The 18,184-nt window shown below is 63.5% G+C and carries 16 protein-coding genes; 10 read left to right on the top strand and 6 right to left on the bottom strand.

Going from position 1 to position 18,184, the window contains the following annotated elements; genetic code table 11:
• The first annotated feature begins 330 nt into the window (after nucleotides 1-330).
• Nucleotides 331-1,971 (top strand): RNA-directed DNA polymerase, encoded by a 1,641-nt coding sequence (locus tag EN804_RS18965; RefSeq protein ID WP_135920740.1) that lies wholly within the window; start codon nucleotides 331-333, stop codon nucleotides 1,969-1,971.
• 88 nt (nucleotides 1,972-2,059) lie between these two features.
• Entirely contained in the window at nucleotides 2,060-2,713 is a 654-nt protein-coding gene (locus tag EN804_RS18960; protein WP_245464514.1) for a hypothetical protein, read from the top strand.
• A gap of 34 nt (nucleotides 2,714-2,747) precedes the next feature.
• On the opposite strand, the gene EN804_RS18955 is transcribed toward EN804_RS18960, so the two are convergent.
• On the bottom strand, nucleotides 2,748-3,719 hold the full coding sequence (locus EN804_RS18955; protein ID WP_135920738.1) for an ornithine cyclodeaminase family protein: 972 nt from the start codon (nucleotides 3,717-3,719) through the stop codon (nucleotides 2,748-2,750).
• Between the two features lie 66 nt (nucleotides 3,720-3,785).
• Entirely contained in the window at nucleotides 3,786-4,232 is a 447-nt protein-coding gene (locus EN804_RS18950; protein WP_127281076.1) for a DOPA 4,5-dioxygenase family protein, read from the bottom strand.
• Nucleotides 4,233-4,452: 220 nt separating this feature from the next.
• Here EN804_RS18950 and EN804_RS18945 point away from each other — a divergent pair, with 220 nt between their 5' ends.
• Together EN804_RS18945 and EN804_RS18940 are read left to right on the top strand one after the other, a co-directional pair.
• Entirely contained in the window at nucleotides 4,453-4,734 is a 282-nt protein-coding gene (locus tag EN804_RS18945; protein ID WP_127281077.1) for a hypothetical protein, read from the top strand.
• Between the two features lie 194 nt (nucleotides 4,735-4,928).
• A complete protein-coding gene (locus EN804_RS18940) occupies nucleotides 4,929-5,762 on the top strand; it encodes a methyltransferase domain-containing protein (RefSeq protein WP_246693449.1) in 834 nt (277 codons plus the stop codon).
• Nucleotides 5,763-5,810: 48 nt separating this feature from the next.
• Here EN804_RS18940 and EN804_RS18935 read toward each other — a convergent pair whose 3' ends face one another.
• Complete coding sequence (locus tag EN804_RS18935; RefSeq protein WP_135920736.1) at nucleotides 5,811-7,637, bottom strand: ABC transporter ATP-binding protein; 1,827 nt, start codon at nucleotides 7,635-7,637, stop codon at nucleotides 5,811-5,813.
• A gap of 190 nt (nucleotides 7,638-7,827) precedes the next feature.
• Here EN804_RS18935 and EN804_RS18930 point away from each other — a divergent pair, with 190 nt between their 5' ends.
• The 6 genes from EN804_RS18930 (at nucleotide 7,828) to EN804_RS37270 (ending at nucleotide 13,744) form a co-directional block, all read left to right on the top strand.
• Nucleotides 7,828-9,180, top strand: coding sequence for an LLM class flavin-dependent oxidoreductase (locus EN804_RS18930; RefSeq protein WP_135920734.1), 1,353 nt, complete (start codon nucleotides 7,828-7,830; stop codon nucleotides 9,178-9,180).
• Nucleotides 9,181-9,191: 11 nt separating this feature from the next.
• Nucleotides 9,192-9,965 (top strand): DUF427 domain-containing protein, encoded by a 774-nt coding sequence (locus EN804_RS18925; RefSeq protein WP_135920731.1) that lies wholly within the window; start codon nucleotides 9,192-9,194, stop codon nucleotides 9,963-9,965.
• 40 nt (nucleotides 9,966-10,005) lie between these two features.
• Nucleotides 10,006-11,643: an ABC transporter substrate-binding protein gene (locus EN804_RS18920; protein WP_135882508.1), complete on the top strand. Its 1,638-nt coding sequence runs from the start codon at nucleotides 10,006-10,008 to the stop codon at nucleotides 11,641-11,643.
• Nucleotides 11,644-11,651: 8 nt separating this feature from the next.
• A complete protein-coding gene (locus EN804_RS18915) occupies nucleotides 11,652-12,611 on the top strand; it encodes an ABC transporter permease (RefSeq protein WP_135920952.1) in 960 nt (319 codons plus the stop codon).
• Nucleotides 12,608-13,489: an ABC transporter permease gene (locus tag EN804_RS18910; protein ID WP_135920729.1), complete on the top strand. Its 882-nt coding sequence runs from the start codon at nucleotides 12,608-12,610 to the stop codon at nucleotides 13,487-13,489. The genes EN804_RS18915 and EN804_RS18910 overlap by 4 nt, the downstream gene beginning before the upstream one ends.
• 111 nt (nucleotides 13,490-13,600) lie before the next feature.
• Nucleotides 13,601-13,744: a hypothetical protein gene (locus EN804_RS37270; protein ID WP_167531334.1), complete on the top strand. Its 144-nt coding sequence runs from the start codon at nucleotides 13,601-13,603 to the stop codon at nucleotides 13,742-13,744.
• An 11-nt stretch (nucleotides 13,745-13,755) separates the two neighbouring features.
• On the opposite strand, the gene EN804_RS18905 is transcribed toward EN804_RS37270, so the two are convergent.
• From EN804_RS18905 to EN804_RS18895, 3 genes are all read right to left on the bottom strand, one after another.
• Entirely contained in the window at nucleotides 13,756-16,089 is a 2,334-nt protein-coding gene (locus EN804_RS18905; protein ID WP_246693448.1) for a cation:proton antiporter, read from the bottom strand.
• Nucleotides 16,090-16,189: 100 nt separating this feature from the next.
• Nucleotides 16,190-16,882, bottom strand: a complete 693-nt coding sequence (locus EN804_RS18900; RefSeq protein WP_135867364.1) for a DUF2270 domain-containing protein — start codon at nucleotides 16,880-16,882, stop codon at nucleotides 16,190-16,192.
• A 52-nt stretch (nucleotides 16,883-16,934) separates the two neighbouring features.
• Nucleotides 16,935-18,158: an MFS transporter gene (locus EN804_RS18895; RefSeq protein WP_135920727.1), complete on the bottom strand. Its 1,224-nt coding sequence runs from the start codon at nucleotides 18,156-18,158 to the stop codon at nucleotides 16,935-16,937.
• Nucleotides 18,159-18,184: the final 26 nt, after the last annotated feature.

Here is an 18,184-nt window from a genome sequence, read left to right as displayed (position 1 = left end):
GTCAGCCATAGGCTGGCGCTGGTTCTTCTTATCGTCGACGTAAGGGACCAAACCCATTGTCGGTTATCGTGCGGCTGTCCTCAATGCCCGGCGCCGCTTCTTCTCGGAGCATTCCTCAACAGTATCCGAACAGGTGGGCCAGTCAAGGTTTGTCATAAGCCGCGCCTTCTGGGCCGCCCCTCTTCCGGCGGCACGATCATTCCAATCGGCGATAGAAACGAAAATATCGATAGATTTCATTGGCTAGACTTTTAATGGCGAAGCTTGCAAATGTATAACCTTAGGGGTGTCATCTCATAGATTCGGGCCCATGCTGCTGCGGAAGGTATTATGCTGGACGTTAAAGAGAGAAATTTTCTTGCAGCAGCGATGGAGATCGGGGAAAGCGGCGAAAACGATACTCTTCCCTACGATATCGACGCGAGCTTTATCCGTGACAGATCACCAGAGCTCTCAAAAATATGTTTTGAGTTATTTAAAAATATCAACAATAAATCTGTTAAGCAGGCCGCCGCCTTCATGAGCGAGATTACAGTGGGTGCGGAACGCCTACTTGCTCCTTCTGGCTCGCACGGATTTCGCATCACGACTAAAATACACCCATTTTGGAACTTGTACCTTAATGGTCTTGGCTTAGCTATAGCCGAAGCGAACGAAGACAGCCGTAGTTCCCGGGTGCATTCCTATCGGCTTGGCCGCGACTTGCACAATTTTCCGTCATTCTTTGACAGGTCGCGCTCATGGAGAACCTATAAAGAAGCAACCTTAAATGAGGAAGCCTTGAATAATGAGGATAGTGTCGTTATTCAAACGGACGTATCCAGTTACTACGAGCATATCTATCACCACAGACTGGAAAATCTCCTAAACGATCTTAGCCCCTCTGGGTCCACGGTTGCAGTACAGATCGATCGAATCCTGAGCAAACTCTCATCGGGCCGATCTTTCGGTCTGCCCGTCGGCGGACAGTGCGCCCGAATTCTTGCGGAAGTTATGATGTCTCCGATAGACGTATCTCTTTCGGATGCTGGGATAGTTTGGCATCGCTATGTAGATGATTTTACATTGATATGCGATTCTCAACAAGATGCCTACCGTGCACTTTCGACATTGTCTCATTCACTTGCTGACTACGGTCTTTCACTTAATAGAACAAAAACAACGATTCTGAGCGCGAAACACTATAAGGATTATATTGCTGCTCAGCTCGGTCATGGAGAAGATGCAAGCACGGCGCTGAGGGAACTTGACCTGCATTTTGATCCTTATTCGGACGCATCCAAGAGCGATTACGAGGAGCTGAAAAAATCTTTTGATGATATTGATATTCAATTTCTGCTCGATCTTGAGAAGCAGAAATCACAGCCCGATAACTTCGTTTTGGCCCAGATAGGGCGGGCTCTGAAATTTCAGGAGCCAACTGTAGCCGCCCAACTTTGCGCAACTTTGCTGGACGTCCGCAACCTCGATTCTTTTAGAGCGTCATGGGCAAAGATTATGCGCGGTGTGTACTCTGTTCGCGCGAACGAGGATTTTAACGTGGTGTTTGATCAGATTGATGGCCTTCTGGATAGATTACCCGCAGCCGCGTCACACCTGCTTATGCCAGAGACCAATCTACTTCATTTTTTGAGAGCTATACGCTTTCGACGAACAGATGTGCGCGGCCGTTTTGTTCGTCGCATCTATGACGGATCATCGTCGCAAGCGGTAAGGCGTGCTTGCATCGACTGCTGGCGGCATTGGGGCGATCGTGCCAGCTTTATGCGCCTAAGAAATCAGTGGCAGAATCTCGGCCCTGACGAGCAAAGGATGGTTTGGCTTTCAGCTGGCAATTTCGGGGATGATGGAGCACATGCAAGAAGTCAATTGCGCAGGACACTAGCGCAAGAATGGCGGCTTGGGTTTGAGTCAACCATAGGGCCTACTTTTGCTTCGTGTTATGAAGACTGGGTGGCAAATGGCTCTTAATAGGCTCCCCTTAAGGGATCCACGAACTGTTGCTCGAGACATTCCCGGGGTATTGGATATCCTTTTCCCTCGATTATCCGGAGGGCTAGTGTCGTCATTGAACAAGACGATGTTTTCGTTTGCCGAGTTGAATGCCATCCCGATTGAGCTAATTGAGCAAAGCCGACTGCAAAAGGCCATGTTGTTCGAGGTAGCGATGGCCCGCGTCGATTTCGCCTGTGATGGATTGAGCGAGGCAACATGGGACGACTGCCTCAAGGTAGCAGCAAGGCGCCAGAGTCAGCACTATGACGCAAGAATTCCGACAAAACTCGAACGGTGCGATATTGATGTTGCCGAGCTAGCCGCGCATAACCTCATGGAGATGCTAAGAAGTGTAAGGGCGCAGCACCCGGATGCTCGCCTTGAGAAAGCTCCATTTATACCGGGATACGGGTGGATTGCATCAGGGAACGGAGATTTCTCGCTGGGAAATATTCTTATTGAAGTAAAACACACGGACAGGAACTTTGTATCTGGCGACTTCAGGCAGATTCTCATGTACTGGCTTCTAAGATACGCGGCGTCAATTGAAAACAAAGAAGATGTATGGTCTGATTGCCTTTTGCTAAACCCAAGGCGAAATTGTGCCTTGCTAGTTAAGTTTGACTATTTGGCCAATTCAGCCTCAGCAAATTCAAGCCGCGTTGAGCTATATGAACTCATGCGTTCCGTTGCAGCGCGGGATTTTGATAGGCGATAAAAGCACGCATATTTTTCGCTCTGCTCGTCTTACCCTACCTCCCAACCGTCCCCACCACCTTTGCCCGCTCATACGCCAGCCCGGCCACCGCCAGATCCCCCACCGCCAGCCCTCGAAAAACAAACGCCGTCGTCTCGCCCGCGCTCTCCCGCCCCACAAAATCACCGCAAACCAAACCCGTCAGGTCACCCACAACCAAGCCGGGATCAACCATCGGCTTGGCCATGTTCTTCTCCTGCTCCAGATCATCCACGACAATGCGATCAAAGCGGCGCATCGTTTCGGGCAGCCAGGGCAGGGCCTGGTCGGTCATCACGGTGAAGCTTCCCGGCTTCAGCCAGTTGGCGTCGAGGAACGGTTCGGGTTTGGGCACCAGGGTCACCGTCGTCACCACCATGTCGGCGCCTTCAATCGCGGCCCTTGCCGTGTCGCAGGGGATTGCTTGCAGCCCTCGCGACCGCGCCATCTGGCACAGCGCGTCGCGGTTGGCGGTGCCGCGGCCGAAGGCGCGGATTTCGCGCAAGGGGAAGAGGTCGGCGAAGGCTTCGAGGTGGCCGCGGGCCTGCACCCCGCAGCCGATGAAGGCCAGGGATGACGCGTCGCTTCTGGCCATTTGCCTGGCGGCGACGGCGCTCAAGGCGGCGGTGCGTTTCTCGGTCACCCAATTGCCGTCGACCAGGGCAAGCGGCAGGCCGGTTTCGGCGTCGAGCAGCGTGATCAGGGAATTCAGCGTGGGCAGTCCGCGCCCGGCGTTGCGCGGATTGACGACCAGCGATTTCGTGGCCAGCACGGGCGGCGTCGACGCAACGCCGAGCGTCGCCATGATGTAGCGGTCGTCGCCCGGCAGCACGACCGCCTTCGGCGCGCACCAGACTTCGCCCCGCCTCTGGCCTGATATCTGGCGTTCGATCTCGTCAACCATGTCGACTGTCGAGATCGACAGGCGGTCGAGCAGGGCGGCCGACAGATAGGGCAAGGTTTCGGCGGCCAAAGGTTGGTTGTTCATCTTGTCATTCCCCATGGGATCATCAAATCGCCGCGAGAGCCCCTCATCGCGGGTCTGGACGCCCTCTCACGCCTCCAGCGTCGGCTCCGTGTTCACCTCCAGCGCCTCTTCCGCCTCATCCTCTTCCCCCAGCACCTCGCCATGCACGCCCAATGCCTTTCCGATCCAGAGCGGGTCGACCAGGTGGTCGCGCTTGGGGTTGGTGGTGTTGGGGTGGATGAGGATGCTGAGGCCGCCATGGTTCAGCATCAGCCAGGGCACCAGCGTGGCGAAGATTTCGGTGGCGAAGGAGACCTGGTACATGGCTTGCTCATGCGGGCCGACGGGCTCGTCGCGCCAACTGCCCAGGCGCACGCGGAAGCGTTCGGCGATGCGCTGGCGCAGCCATTCGGCGTATTGGCGCTGGTCGGCGTCGCCGTAATAGATATGGGCGTGGTAGCTGGCGATCTCGGCGAGTTGTCTCGGGCTGGGCGGTCGGGGTTGCCCGGCCGGCGTTGAACTGGCTTTGCTCATCTCGATGCTCCCCTGGTGTGTCGCGCCAGGCGCAAATCTAGAACGGTTCACCGTTTCATGGAAATCATTCCGGATGAAGGTGCGAGTCATCGGACGACTTCGCTTCGGCCTTGTCCAAGACGGTCCAGCGCATCAAAAATACGTGAACATCTATACATTTATTTAGTTTTGTCTAATTTTTGTTTGCGCCAGATAAATATGGCGAAATGGGAGAGGGAAAATGGGAAAATCACTCGGAGTTACCGCAGCTATCGGATTGTCGTTCGCCTTCGCTATTTCTATTGTGTCATCAGCTCATGCTGATGGCGAATGTGCGAAGGAGAAGAGTGTCAAAAAACAGTTGGTCTGCCTCGAGAAGAAGATAGATAAAAAGGAAACCAACCTCAAAATCAGAAGCAGTTCCCGAGGGCAATGCCTCGCTTGGGTGGATACAAACAAAGCGCCTTATACGACTGACTGCACGACTTCCGACAGCACTTGGGATTTGTTGCAGACCAAATAGCCGACCGAGGCTCACGATCTGAGGAGCGCGATCCTCGCGCCCTCAGTTCCTCACGGCCAAATTGCTCGCGGTGCCAGCCGTTGCCGATCTTCCCGGCGGGTCGAGCGGGCAGTGACCTTGCTCAAGACCGCGTTCTTGGGCTGAATGGCGGGACACGGCGCTTCTATCCCTGCCGCGCCATGGAGGGTGATCATTTGTCTGCTGGGAATCAAACGTCCACCGGTCACGAAGCGAGCGAGGCCGGGTGGCTCGATCTTCATTTCGAATCGTCGCGGCCCGAATACGAGGCGGCCCTGCTCGATGCCGGCATCCGCCCGGGCTGGAGCGTGCTCGACGCCGGATGCGGCAGCGGCGGCTTCCTGCCGCTCATCGCGAGGGCCGTCGGCCCATCCGGCTTCATCGCCGCGCTCGACCTAGCGCCTGAAAACATCGGCCGGGTCGAGGCGCTGGCGGGCACGCTGCCCGAGCCGCCGGAAATCGCCACTGAAGTCGGCAGCATCCTGTCGCTGCCATTCGCCGACGCCTCGTTCGATTGCGTCTGGTCCGGCAATGTCATGCAGTATCTGACGCCGGCCGAGTTCGAGCTTGCCGTCGGCGAGGCCAGGCGCGTACTGAAGCCGGGCGGCATTTTCGCGGTCAAGGATTTCGATTCGACCATCCTGCAGATCCTGCCCATGGACCGAGCCCTTCTGGCGCGCTTCATGGCCGCCAGGCTGCAGGGGTTTCGCGACCGGGGCGTGCTCGGCACCGATTGCGGCTCGACGCTTCCGGCGCGCCTGCGGCAAGCGGGGCTGGAGGTCGTCAGCCGCAAGGGCTGGCTGGTCGAGCGCTGGGCGCCCGCGCCTCGCTTCACGCGCGACTATGTTCGCGACCTGCTGGCCTATTTTGCCAGCGTCGCGCCGGGCTATGCCTTGCCTGATGCCGACCAGGCCTATTGGCGCGAGCTGAAGCAGCGGCCGGATCGCCTGCTCGACGATCCCGATTTCTGCTACCGCGAGTTCTTCGTCATGGCGGTCTGCCGGATTTAGCGCTCGGCTGCTCAAGCCGCCGATGCACCGGCTTTATCCCGGCGAACCTCAGCCGGCGCGTTTCCAGCAGGCGATGACATGGCCTGCTTCAACTTCCCGAGCGACAGGCTGCGCCTTGCGGCAGGCGTCGTCGGCCAGCGGGCAGCGGCCGGCGAAGGCGCAGCCGGCGAGGGCATTATCGAGGCTGGCATCGGGGCTGGCTTCGATGGCGGCTTGCGCCATGGTCCGCCCCTCATTGGAAGACGCCGCCAGCAGCATCTGCGTGTAGGGGTGGTTGGGGCCGGCAAAAATCTGGTCGGAGGAACCGGTCTCGACCAGGCGGCCGCGATAGAGCACGCCGATGCGGTCGGCCATGTAGCGCACGACCCGGAGATCATGGCTGATGAAGAGATAGGCGGTGTCTTTCGTCTTCTGCAGATCGTTGAGCAGGTTGAGCACGGTCGCCTGCACCGAGACGTCGAGCGCCGAGGTCGGCTCGTCCAGCACCACCAGCCTCGGTAGGCCGGCGAAGGCGCGGGCGATCGCCGTGCGCTGGCGCTGGCCGCCCGACAGGGTGCCGGGTTTCTGCTCCGCCGTGGTGCGGGCAAGGCGCACCGAGGCCAAGAGGTCGCCGACGCGCTGGGGTACTGCGCGGCGCGGCAGGCCGGCCAGCCGGCGCAGCGGGCGGCCGAGGATGCGGCCGATGCGCTGGCGCGGGTTGAGCGTGCGGTCTGGCGACTGGAACACCATCTGCACGTCGCGCCGCTCGGCCGGCTGGCGCCGTTCGACCAGCGGCGCCACCGTGCGCCCGAACAGCTCGACGCTGCCCGCCGTCGGCGGCTGCAGGCCGGTGACGATGCGGGCCAGCGTCGACTTGCCGGAACCGGACTCGCCGATCAGCCCGAAGGTCTCGCCGGCGGCGATGTCGAGATCGATGCCGTGCAGCACCGGCTGGCCGCCGAAGGACTGCCTTATGCCGCGGCAGGACATGGCGATCTCGCGCTCCCGGGCGGGGAGGCTGTCGGTCGCCGGCGTGGGCGAGGCGAGGTCGATGGGGCTGGCATCCTCGGCCAGCCTGCCGTCGCGCTTGGTGCGGGTCAGCGTCGGGATCGCCGCGACCAGCGCCCTGGTATAGGCGTGGCGCGGATTGTCGAACACTTCTTCGGCGACACCCGTCTCGACGATCGCGCCGGATTGCATCACCGAGACGCGGTCGCAGGAGCGCCTGATGAGGTTGATGTCGTGGCTGATCAGCAGGATCGAGGTGCGGTGCTCGCGGCGCAGATCGTCGAGGATGGCGATGATCTCGGACTGGACGCTGGCGTCGAGCGCCGTGGTCGGCTCGTCCATCACCAGCAGCGCCGGATCGAGCGCGATCGCGATGGCGATGTTGGCGCGCTGCTGCATGCCGCCCGACAGTTCGTGCGGATAAAGTTTTAGCACGCGCTCCGGATTGGCGACGCGGACGCGGCCGAGCAGTTGCGCCGCGCGCGCCTGCGCGTCGTCATGATGCATCGGGCGGTGGCGCAGGATCGTCTCGGTGATCTGGCCGCCAATGGTCATGCTCGGGTTCAGCGCCGAACCCGGATGCTGGTAGACGGCGGCGATGCGGTCGCCGCGCAGCCGGCGCAGTTCGGCGGGGGAGAGGTCGCGGATTTCGCGGTTCTCGAAGGCGAGTTGCGCGGCCTCGACCCGGGCGTGCCTGGGCAGGTAGCGCAGCACGGCCAGCGCCACCGAGCTCTTGCCCGAACCGGATTCGCCGACCAGGCCGAGCGCTTCGCCCTGGCCGATCCCGAGCGAGATGTCATCGACCGCGCGGTGGATGCGCCGGGCGCCCCGGTAGGAAACCGAAAGGTGCTCGACGCTTAGGACCGAAGACGACGATGAAGAGGACATGCCCGAAACCACTTTCTGTCCGCGCGGCGATCGGGGGCAATCGCTTCCGCTTTCACATAGAACAATCTCTATAAAATTACTCGAATTAAGCCCGGGCGCAATCTAACTTTTACCGACTGGAAGGTTTTCAGGGCACGGCCACACACTGCCGCGCCTGACGATTTCCGCATGGACAGAGAAGGCTACCGGCATGTCGCACATGATCCTCAGCGCGTTCTTCTTCAACCCGCAGGGCGACCACCGCATGGCCTGGCGCCACCCCCGCGCGCCGGGGCGCGAGGTGCTCGACTTCGACTATTACCGCGAGCTGGTGCAGGCGGCCGAGCGGGCCACGATCGACACCATCTTCGTCGCCGACCACGTGTCGATCTGGGATTCGGTCAAGAGCGGCGTCGCGCACTACGCCAATGCGCGGCTGGAACCGCTGACGCTGCTGTCGGCGCTGGCCGGCGTGACCAAGCATATCGGCCTGATCACCACGGCGTCGAGTTCCTACAGCGAGCCCTACAATGTGGCGCGGCTGTTCGCCTCGCTCGACCATATCTCGAAGGGCAGGGCGTCGTGGAACGTCGTCACCTCTGCGATGGACGAGGAGGCGCGCAATTTCGGCCGCGACGGCAATATCGAGCACGCCTTCCGCTATGAACGCGCAGGCGAATTCCTCGATATCGTCAAGGCGCTGTGGGACAGCTGGGAGGACGAGGCGCTCCTCATCGACAAGCAGACGGGCTATTTCGCCGACCCCGACAAGGTCCATCCGATCGACCACAAGGGCAAGCATTTCAAGGTGCGCGGGCCGCTCAACGTGTCTCGGCCGCCGCAGGGCCATCCGCTGATCGTCCAGGCCGGCTCGTCCGAGGACGGCAAGAATTTCGCCACCGCCCAGGCCGACGTGCATTTCGCCATCTTCTCCACACGGGAAGACGGCATCAAATACCGGCAGGACATCAACGAGCGGCTGGCGCGCCACGGCAGGCGGCCGGAAAGCTTCAAGATACTGCCCGGCATCCTGCCGATCGTCGCCGCCTCCGAGGCAGAGGGCCGCGACAAGCAGGAATACCTGCAGACGCTGCTGCCCGACCAGGTCGGCATCGACCTGTTGTCGAGCTGGAGCGGCATCGACCTCTCCGCCTACCCGCCTGATGGCCCGCTGCCGCCGCTGCCGGACGAGAGCACCTTCAATGGCGGGCGCACCTCGCTCAACCGCGTCAAGCAATGGTCGAAGCAGAACCTCAGCCTGCGCGACATCGCCCGCAAGCTCGCCAACAGCGGCTCGGTGCCGACGGTGGCCGGCACGCCGAAGCAGATCGCCGACCAGTTGGAAGACTGGTACGTCGCCGGCGCCTGCGACGGCTTCAACCTGATGTTCCCGCTGCTGCCCGAGGACTGGGTGAATTTCGCCGAGCAGGTGGTGCCGGAACTGCAGCGGCGCGGCCTGGTGCCGACCGAATACGCGCCCGGCACGCTGCGCGACCGCTTCGGCCTTGCCCGCCCCGCCAACCGTTTCGCCGAGCAGCGCGCCAATCAGCGCGCCGTGTCCTGAGAGGAAAAGCCATGACCGCCGCGCCGAACCTCCAGCCCCGCGAAGCCACTGCTCCGCGTCTCGTCAATGTGCTGCACAGCCCCAAGCGTGTGCGTGTGAAATTCGGCGGCCGCACCATCGCCGACAGCCGCAACGTGCTGGTGCTGCGCTCCAACCATTTCCTGCCGATCTATTTCTTCCCGCCGTCCGCGGTCGATCCTTCGGTGCTGAAACCGTCGCTGCATCGCGAGCCGCATGCCGTCGGCGGCGAGACCGCCTATTGGGACATCGACAGCGGCGACAAGCGCGCCGCCAACGCGGCCTGGTCGTTCACGGCACCGCCGGATGAAAACCTGGCGCCGCTCGCCGGCCGCATTGCTTTCACCTGGAAGGCGGTCGACCAATGGTTCGAGGAGGAGGAAGAAGTCTTCGTCCATGCCCGCGATCCCTATGCCCGCATCGACGTGCTGCAGAGTTCCAGCCATGTCGAGGTCTGGTTCGACGGCGAGATCATCGCCGACAGCCACCGCCCGGTGCTGCTGTTCGAGACCCATCTGCCGACGCGTTTCTACCTTCCTCCGGAGGATATCCGGCTGGAGCGGCTGACGGCGTCCAGTTCGACGACGCGATGTCCCTACAAGGGCATCGCCTCCTACTGGTCGGGCCTGCTCGGGGATGGTTCGGTTCGCCCCGACATCGCCTGGAGCTATCGCGAGCCGATCGACGAGGTCGCGAAAATCAAGGGCCTGATCGCCTTCTATCCGCAGGCGGTCGACCGCATCCATCTCGACGGCCAGCCGGCCTGACGCTCCCTTTCAAAGCCATTCAAATCAAGAGAGAAAAACAATGACGAAACGTTCCGACATCGATCTTCTGCGCAATCAATCCGGCGACATCTGGAATGTCGCGGTGGACGAATACGCGCAAGGCTTTCTCAAGCGCCGCGACCTGCTGAAATACGCGGCACTTCTCGGCCTCACCGGCTTTGCCGCCTCGCAGGGGCTGTTCACGCCAGGTGCGGCGCGCGCGGCGACTGCCGGCGGCACGGTGCGCGTCGGCCTCGGCCAGCCGACCAAGGCGATCGATCCCGTCACGATCACCGATCCGGCCAGCATCGGCGTGATCAGCCAGGTCGGCGAGTATCTCATCCTCGACGATCCCAAGGACGGGCTGCAGCCGAAGCTTGCCCTGTCCTGGGAAGCCGACGAGACCGCCAGGCGCTGGACCTTCAAGCTGAGGCCAGGCGTGAAATTCCACGACGGCCGCACCGTGACCGCCAAGGACGTGGTCGCGAGCTTCGAACGGCTGGTCGATCCGGCCAGCGGCTCCTCGGCCTTGTCGGCCTATAAGGGCATCCTCTCCAAGGGCGGCGCCAAGGTCGTCGACGACGAGACGGTCGCCTTCGATCTCGACCAGTCGAACAGCAACTTCCCGTTCTATGTCTCCTCCGACGTCTACAACGCCGTCATCGTGCCGGCCGACTATGCCGGCGACTTCGAGAAGACTTTCAACGGCACCGGCCCGTTCAAGCTGGAATCGTTCCGCCCCAAGCAAGGCGCCAGCTTCGTGCGCAACCCCGACTATTGGGGCGACAAGGCGCTGCCCGACCGCGTCGAGATCAAGTTCTTCGACGACGAACAGGCGCAGGTGCTGGCGCTGCAGGCCGGCCAGCTCGACGTCATCCCGAGCACCACGCGGCTGGAACTGGCGATCGAGGGCAACCCCAACTTCAAGCTGCTCAGCGTGCAGGCAAGCTCGCATGATCCGGCGCATCTCAGAACCGACCAGGCGCCGTTCACCGACAAGCGCATCCGCCGCGCGCTGGCGCTGACCATCGACCGCGAGGCCGTGGTCAAGGGCCTGCTCAAGGGCCGCGCCATCGTCGGCAACGACACGCCCTTCGCGCCGATCTTCCCCTCGGCCGATCCGTCGGTGCCGCAGCGCAAGCAGGACATCGCCGAGGCCAAGCGCCTGCTCGGCGAGGCCGGCGTGCCCAATGGGTTCGAGGTGACGCTGACCACCGAGCGCGCCTATGACATTCCCGATTATGCGGTGATCATCCAGAACTTCGCGAAAAAGGCCGGTATCGACATCAAGCTTAACGTGCTGCCGCAGGATGCCTATTACGGCTCGGCGACATTCGGTTCTTCGCCGTGGCTGGACTCCAATCTCGGCATCACCGATTTCGGCCATCGCGGCACGCCCGACATCTTCCTCAACGCGACGCTGAAGAGTTCGGGCGCCTGGAACGCGGCGCATTTCAACAATGCGGACTATGATGCCCTGCTCATCGACTACGGCAAGGCGCGCGACCTGCAGGCGCAGCGGCTCGCCGCCGGCAAGATCCAAACCCTGCTGCTCGACGAGACGCCGCTGATCATCAGCTATTTCTCGCAATACAGCCGCATCGTCAGCGCCAAGGTCGAAGGCGTGCGCTTCACCGCCATCTCGCATCTGCTGCTCGACAAGGTGTCGTTCGTGTGATCGCCTCGATGGCGGTCGTCAGGCCTCTGGCGGCGCGCGCGGGTTCGCTGCTTCTGACGCTGTGGCTGGTCAGCGCGCTGGTCTTCCTCGCCGGGCAGGTGCTGCCCGGCGATGTCGGCCGCGTCATGCTCGGCCCGTTCGCCGATGCGCAGGCGGTCGCCGAACTCAACCGCAAGCTCGGCACCGACCAGCCGATCCTTGCGCAATACTGGCACTGGTTCAGCCGGGCGATGACGGGGGATTTCGGCGACTCGCTGTCGATGCGCGCCCCGGTGGCGCCGTTCGTGCTGGAAAGCATCAGGAACTCCGCCGCACTGGCCGGCGTCGTTCTGCTGTTCCTGGTGCCGATCGGCATCGGCGCCGGCGTCGTCGCCGGCCTGCGCTCGGGGAGCCTCGTCGACCGGGTGATCGTGCTCACCGGTGTCTCGCTCTCGATCGTGCCGGACTTCGTCTCTGGCCTTTTGTTGCTGATGGTCTTCGGCCTGTGGCTGGCCTGGTTTCCGATCACGGGCGCGGCGCCGCAAGCCTCCGGCTTCTGGACGACCAGCTACTACCTCATCCTGCCGGCGCTGCCGCTGGTGCTGAACCTGATCGGCTATGTCGCGCGCATGACCAGGGCCGGGGTGATCGAGGCGCGTGGCGCCGACTACACCCGCACCGCCATCCTCAAAGGCTTGAGCCCCTCGCAGGTGCTGTTCAAGCACGTGCTGCGCAACGCGCTGGTGCCGACGGTCGCCGTCATCGCCACGCAGAGCGGCTTCCTGCTCGGCGGGCTGGTGGTGATCGAGGCGCTGTTCGGCATACAGGGGCTCGGCAATCTGGTGCTGAGCGCCGCCAAGGCGCGCGACTTCCCGATGCTCGAGGCCGGCGTGCTGGTGATGGCGGCGATCTTCGTGTCGACGGCCGCGATCGGCGATCTCCTGCAGGCGCTGCTCGATCCGCGCCAGCGCCGCCGGAGCGCGCCATGACCGATCTGGCGCAATCCCCGGTGCGCGGCGACATCAGGCTCTCCTGGATCGGCAGGTTGCGCGGCCTGATCCCCGATGTGGCGCCGTCGACCGTGATCGGTTCGGTGGTGCTGCTGTTCTGGGTCGCCTGCGCGCTGTTCGGCGCGCTGTTCGTGCCGTTCGATCCCTATGCCGAGGATTTCCTGTCGATGATGACGCCGCCCGACGCGGTGCACTGGTTCGGCACCGATCAGCTCGGCCGCGACGTGCTCTCGCGCATCATCGTCGGCTCACGCGACATCCTTTTGGTGGCGCCGCTGGCGACGCTGGCGGGTGTTGCTTCGGGCAGCGTCATCGGCCTGGTGCTCGGCACCTTCGGCGGCCTGGTCGATGCCGTCGGCGCGCGGCTGCTCGACGCGGTCATGTCGCTGCCCTTCATCGTGCTGGTGACGATGGCGCTGGTGGCGATCGGCCCGTCCAACCTCACCGTCATCGCGGTGATCGGCCTTGCCTATGCGCCGCTGGTGGCGCGCACCGTGCGCACCGCCGCGCGCGAACAGCGCGAGCGCGACTATGTCAGCGCCGCGCGGCTGGCCGGCGAAGGGCGGCTGGCGATCATGTTCCTGGAAATCCTGCCCAATGTCCGGGAAACCATCCTGATCGAGTTGATCACCCGGCTCGGCTACGCCTTCTTCTCGATCGCGACGCTGAGCTTCCTCGGCCTCGGCATCCAGCCGCCATCGGCCGACTGGGGGCTGGCGATCGCCGACGGTTACGGCTTCCTCACCGGCGGCAAATGGTGGGTGGTGGTGTTCAATTCGGCGGCGATCATTTCGCTGGTCATGGCCACCAACCTCATCGCGCAAGGCATCGGCGCTTTCGAACAAGGCGACAAATAGGCTGTGGGCGCCATGCAATGGTCGGCTATTCGATCGAATTTCTTTACAACCCGTTAATTCGGCCATGCATCAATAAGCATCTGCTAATTATCGGTGCGCGTGGGGTACGCAATGACCAAAAATCTCGGCAATGCACGCTATGTGCCGCCCAAGGACACGAGCATTTCCTTGTTCAGCAGGGTCGCGCCGGCGCTGTTCCCGCTCGTCGCGGCGGCGTTGGGCTACTTGATCGGGCGGCAGTTCCTCGGCCTATAGGACCATAGACATCAGGCGCCGGTCTCGGCTGTCGCCTCCTCAGCGCCGGCGTCGGCTCGCCTGACGCGATCGCTTGCCAGAAGCACGACAGGGCAGGCGACGGCGGCCAGCACGGCGGTCGCCGTGTCGCCGAAGAACAGCTCTTCGCCCGGCCGCTGGGTGACGCCCATCACCACCATCGCCGCGCCCTTGGCCGCTTCCCTGGCGATCGCCTGGTCGGGCGTGGCGCGCGTTCTGATGGCGGTCTCGACGGCGACGCCATAGCGGTCGGCGAGATCGGCGACATCCTTGAGCACGGCCTCCTCGCGGCGGTGCGAAACCGAGCCTGGCCGGCTGCCCTTGCGGGCCTGCGAGACATAAAGGACTTTGACGCGCGCCCGGTGCGGCCGCGCCAGGGCCAGCGCGAAATCAGCCGCGCGCCGCGCCACCTCGGTGCCGTTGACGGGAACCAGAATGGTCGCGCCGGCGCGCAGCATCGGCATCCTGCCGCTGGATTTGGCGCCATTCAGCACCAGGCAGAGCGGGCCGTCGAAGCCGCTGGTGATATCGTTCAGCGTGCCGCTGAAGGTGCCTTTGCCGGTCAGCGCGTTGTCGAGCCCAACCAGCAGAAGGCCGTAGCCCTTGCGGGCCTCGGCGGCGATCGTTTCGGTGGTGGCTTCAAGCTCGGCGCGGGCCGTGAGATGGATCTTGTCGACGGGCGTGTCCTCGGCCTTGCTGACAGCCCTGGCGCTTCTGGCCGCTCCCCTCTTGACCTGTTTCGAGGCCCGCTCGGGGCCTTTGTCGCGGGCAGGGCCGGGCAATTTGCCGTCCTCGAGGTGGAGCAGCGTGGTCGGCATGCCGCTGCCGCCGCCGACGAGCCCGGCGAGATAGGCGGTGAACTTGCCGACCGGGCTGTCGTCGACGAGCAGCAGCAATCGCTCCAGTTTGGAGACGAAGCCGCGTTCGTCGAGCAGTTCTCGGTCGACGCGCTGCTTTTCGGCATCGCCGACCGGCAGCCGGCCGAGCGCCCAGCGCAGCATTGGCGGCATGGCGAGCGTCGTGATGACGGCCATGGTGACGATCATGGTGAACAGATTGTGGGACAGGATGTTCATCGACAGGCCGATCGAGGCGACGATGACCTCGGTCGAGCCGCGCGCGTTCATGGCGCTGCCGACGGCGGTCGCCTCCTTCAGCGACATGCCGGCCAGCCGGCCACCGAGGAAGGCGCCCGAGAATTTGCCGATGCTGGCGATCAGCACCAGCGCCAGCGTCAGCAGCGCCAGCGTCGGGTCGGCAAGCACGGTGAGGTTTGCGGACAAGCCGGCCATGCCGAAGAACACCGGCATGAACAGCGCCGTGATGACGCCGCGCAGCTGGCCCTCGATGTGGTCGGACAGGATCGGCGATTCCCCGACCAGTATGCCGGCGACGAAGGCGCCGAGCACGGTGTGGACGCCGATCAGATTGGTGATCAGCGCCATCACGCCCATGATGATGATGATGACGGTGACGACGGCATACTCGCTGCGGAAGGAGTCGTTGCTCCAGCGGATCAGGGTGAACACCAGGCGGCGGCCGATGGTGAAGGAAAACACCATGAACAGCGCCACTTCGACCACCGTGATGATGAGCGGCAGCACCTGCAAGCTGCCATTGGTGGCGATGCCGAAGGTGACGGCGATGATCAGCCAGCCGATCGTGTCCTCGATGATGGCGGAGGAGACGATGACCTGGCCGAGATTGCGGCGCATGAAGTTCATCTCGCGCACCACCATGGCGACGATCTTGACCGAGGAGATCGACAGCGCCGTGCCGAGGAACAGTCCGGCGACGATGCGCTCACCCGGCTCGGGCAGAAGGGAATCCGGCAGCGCCTGCGCCAGCGCGAAGCCGCAGACAAAGGGCACGACGACGCCGGTGATCGAGATCGAAAAACAGGCCGCGCCCACCCGCCGCACGAGGCGCAGATCCGTCTCCATCCCGGTAAGCAGGAGAAGCAACAGGATGCCGAGCTGCGAGACGGCATCGATCATGCTTTTCTGCGCCGGATCGGTGGAGAAGATCAGATGCTGGGCGTCGGGCCACAGCCAGCCGAAGAGGGAAGGTCCAAGCAGGATGCCGCCGATCAGCTGCCCCATGATCGCCGGCTGGCCATAGCGCTGGAAGATTTCGCCGAGGCCACGGCCGACCAGAAGCAGGAGTACGATCTCGGCGACGAATAATCCCTCCGCCGAGCCGCCGATGCCCGAGGCGTGGCCGGCCGGCTGCGCGGCCAGCGCGTGGTTTGCCGGCGCCAGAACGAAAATGGCCAGCGAAAGGGCGGCCGCTGTACCGTGCGGCCTCGTTGCCGATGGATGGATCATGGGTCCCTTCAAGACGCCGCCGCGGACTGACCATCACAACGCGCGGCCGACGTTTGCGTTGCAGCCATCCGTCGCGAGTTGTTGGCGTCCGGCATCGAGGTCAGACGTGGACGTTACCGAAGGAGAGTTCGCCGTCGTCGCCTGGCGTCAGGAAGGCGGCCGCCAGCAGGCCGGCATAGAGGAGGGCAACCACGGCGACGATGGCCGCGCCCGGGATGGGACCGAGCGCCGCCGCGCCGACGGCCTCGCGCATTGTGCCGACAAAGCCGACCGGCACGCCTTGATCGATGAGGCTCGGGGTCGACAGTTTGAGGATCCAGGCGAGCAGCAGGATCAGCATCATGTGCACGTAGTTGCGGCGCAGACGGCGCGCCAGCGCCACGCGCTGCGAAACCAGGAATTTCGGGGTGCGTAGGCTTTCGCCGACGACCAGCAGCCAGTCGGAGGCGAAATCGGGCTGCGGCGAGAAGATCTGCGCGAAATAATGGCGCTCGAACTGGCGCACGCGGGCGCGGTAGACGTCGAAGAAGCGATAGCGGCGCGCCTCGATCCACAACAAAAGCAGCACCAGCAGCATGGCGAACAGCAGCACGCCGTGATGGGCGCTGGCCGTCGACAGCGACACCGACAGCATCGCCGCGACAACGGTGATCGCCCAATTGCTGGTGCGGTCGAGGCGGTCGCGCCAGCCGGCCATGCGGGCGATCTCGGCGCGATGGAAATGGGACATAACGGTGACCAGTTCGCCTGGCGAAAGCGGTCTGCCGACGGGCGTTGCCGGCGCATCGTTCATGACTTCCTCCCAGCCGACAACGCTTATGAGGCAATGTCGTTCCGGCAGGCGGTCATTCCGGGCCGCCGATCCAGTCGACTAGCAGTGCGACGAGCCCAAAGGCGCCGCCGATGGCGCAGACCGCCGGCCACCCGGCCCAGGCCCAGGCAACACCGGCCAGCAATGAGCCGATGGCGCCGCCAATGAAGAAAATGCCGACGAACAGGCCGTTGAGGCGGCCGCGCGCCTCGGGCCGCAGCAGGTTGATGGCGCGGCGGCCGAGCGTCTGATCGCCGGTAACGCCGATATCGAGCAGCACGGCGCTGATGCCCATCAGCACGAGCGGCGTCCAGGACGTTCCGGACAAGAAGGAGCCGGCCCAGGCCGCCAGCGCCATCGCACCGATCAGCACGAGATGGCAGAAGATGGTGGCGGATCGCGTCCAGCCATGGTCGCCGGCGCGGCCGAACAAAGGCGTGACCACCGCACCGCCGGCACCGACGAGCGCGAACAGCGCGATACCGCGCTGGCCAAGGCCGAAGGGTGGCTGCGCGAGCCGCAGGGCGACCGCCGTCCAGAACAGGCTGAACGCCGCCATCACCAGGGCCGCCGTCAGCGCGCGGCGCCGCAGCACCGGCTCCTCGCGCAGCAGATGGAACAGTGAAGCGATCAGCGCGCCATAAGATGATTTCGCCACCGGCCGCCGGCGCGGCAGCGTAAAGGCAAGGACGATGGCGAGTAGCGTCAGGGCGGCGGCGCTGAGGCCGTAGAAGGCGCGCCAGCCCCAGGTGTCGGCGACGAGGCTGGCCAGCGGCCGCGCCAGCAGGATGCCGATCATCAGCCCGCTCATCACGTCGCCGATGACGCGGCCGGCCTCGCCGGCCGGGGCCATGGAAGCGGCGATCGGCACAAGAATCTGGATCGCCGAACAGGCGGCGCCGAGCACGAACAGGACGATCAGCAGCGAGGCGATGGTGGGCGCCAGCGCCGCCACGCCGGCCGCCAATGCCGCCGCGACCAGCATGCGCAGGATCAGGGTGCGGTTCTCGGCGAGATCGGCCATCGGCACCAGGAAGAACAGGCCGGCGGCATAGCCGAGCAGCGTCACCATGGCGACAAGGCCAACGCTCGCGGCGCCAGCGCCGAGCGACGGGCCGATCAGCCCGACAAGTGTCTGCGGCGCGAACAGATTGGTGACGATGATGCCGGTGGAGGCGGCAAACAGCAGCGTCTGCGGGCCGGTGATGGTTTGAACCGGAAGCCGGCCGGCTGTTTGGCCGTCATTGGAATCGAGCATGAAGTCCTCAATGAAGCTGCATATCG

It is taken from the genome of Mesorhizobium sp. M8A.F.Ca.ET.161.01.1.1, from assembly GCF_004792105.1.
Taxonomy (GTDB): domain Bacteria; phylum Pseudomonadota; class Alphaproteobacteria; order Rhizobiales; family Rhizobiaceae; genus Mesorhizobium.
The sequence above is the reverse complement of the archived record's forward strand: the minus strand, read 5'-3'. Positions and strand labels throughout refer to the sequence as shown.

Excerpts from the sequence above, each read along its gene's own strand:
- EN804_RS18965 (WP_135920740.1), top strand. The coding sequence starts at position 331 with ATGCTGGACGTTAAAGAGAGAAATTTTCTTGCAGCAGCGATGGAGATC.
- EN804_RS18955 (WP_135920738.1), bottom strand. The coding sequence starts at position 3,719 with ATGAACAACCAACCTTTGGCCGCCGAAACCTTGCCCTATCTGTCGGCC.
- EN804_RS18950 (WP_127281076.1), bottom strand. The coding sequence starts at position 4,232 with ATGAGCAAAGCCAGTTCAACGCCGGCCGGGCAACCCCGACCGCCCAGC.
- EN804_RS18945 (WP_127281077.1), top strand. The coding sequence starts at position 4,453 with ATGGGAAAATCACTCGGAGTTACCGCAGCTATCGGATTGTCGTTCGCC.
- EN804_RS18935 (WP_135920736.1), bottom strand. The coding sequence starts at position 7,637 with ATGTCCTCTTCATCGTCGTCTTCGGTCCTAAGCGTCGAGCACCTTTCG.
- EN804_RS18930 (WP_135920734.1), top strand. The coding sequence starts at position 7,828 with ATGTCGCACATGATCCTCAGCGCGTTCTTCTTCAACCCGCAGGGCGAC.
- EN804_RS18925 (WP_135920731.1), top strand. The coding sequence starts at position 9,192 with ATGACCGCCGCGCCGAACCTCCAGCCCCGCGAAGCCACTGCTCCGCGT.
- EN804_RS18920 (WP_135882508.1), top strand. The coding sequence starts at position 10,006 with ATGACGAAACGTTCCGACATCGATCTTCTGCGCAATCAATCCGGCGAC.
- EN804_RS18915 (WP_135920952.1), top strand. The coding sequence starts at position 11,652 with ATGGCGGTCGTCAGGCCTCTGGCGGCGCGCGCGGGTTCGCTGCTTCTG.
- EN804_RS18910 (WP_135920729.1), top strand. The coding sequence starts at position 12,608 with ATGACCGATCTGGCGCAATCCCCGGTGCGCGGCGACATCAGGCTCTCC.
- EN804_RS37270 (WP_167531334.1), top strand. The coding sequence starts at position 13,601 with ATGACCAAAAATCTCGGCAATGCACGCTATGTGCCGCCCAAGGACACG.
- EN804_RS18905 (WP_246693448.1), bottom strand. The coding sequence starts at position 16,089 with ATGATCCATCCATCGGCAACGAGGCCGCACGGTACAGCGGCCGCCCTT.
- EN804_RS18900 (WP_135867364.1), bottom strand. The coding sequence starts at position 16,882 with ATGAACGATGCGCCGGCAACGCCCGTCGGCAGACCGCTTTCGCCAGGC.
- EN804_RS18895 (WP_135920727.1), bottom strand. The coding sequence starts at position 18,158 with ATGCTCGATTCCAATGACGGCCAAACAGCCGGCCGGCTTCCGGTTCAA.